The sequence below is a fragment of the Chryseobacterium sp. SIMBA_028 genome (genome assembly GCF_046535285.1).
Lineage (GTDB): Bacteria > Bacteroidota > Bacteroidia > Flavobacteriales > Weeksellaceae > Chryseobacterium.
On the sequence record NZ_JAWRWZ010000301.1, the window covers coordinates 1 to 270 of the forward strand.

1 pseudogene is annotated in these 270 nt (G+C 63.0%); it reads right to left on the bottom strand.

Annotation, left to right across the window (positions count from 1 at the left end):
• Positions 1–270, bottom strand: a pseudogene (locus SCA31_RS23545) (hypothetical protein); the annotation flags it as partial.

Here is a 270-nt window from a genome sequence, read left to right on the forward strand (position 1 = left end):
GATAGCCACTTCCGAGTGCAGGTGTTCGCTTGCGGGTTTGAGGCGTCCCCGGGACGCGTGCACTGCACTCATGGAGTCCTCCACAGTGACGCGTTGGTCGCCTGTCACCTGGGTGTCTTTCTCGGTGCGGCCCAAAGTAGGCAGAATCAGTGCGCGCTGCCCCGTTGCCAGGTGCGAGTGGTTCAGCTTGGTGGAGATCTGGACGCTCAGCCGCGTGTTCGCCAGAGCTTGTTCCGTCACCTCAGAGTCGGGGGCGGCGCGAACGAAGTT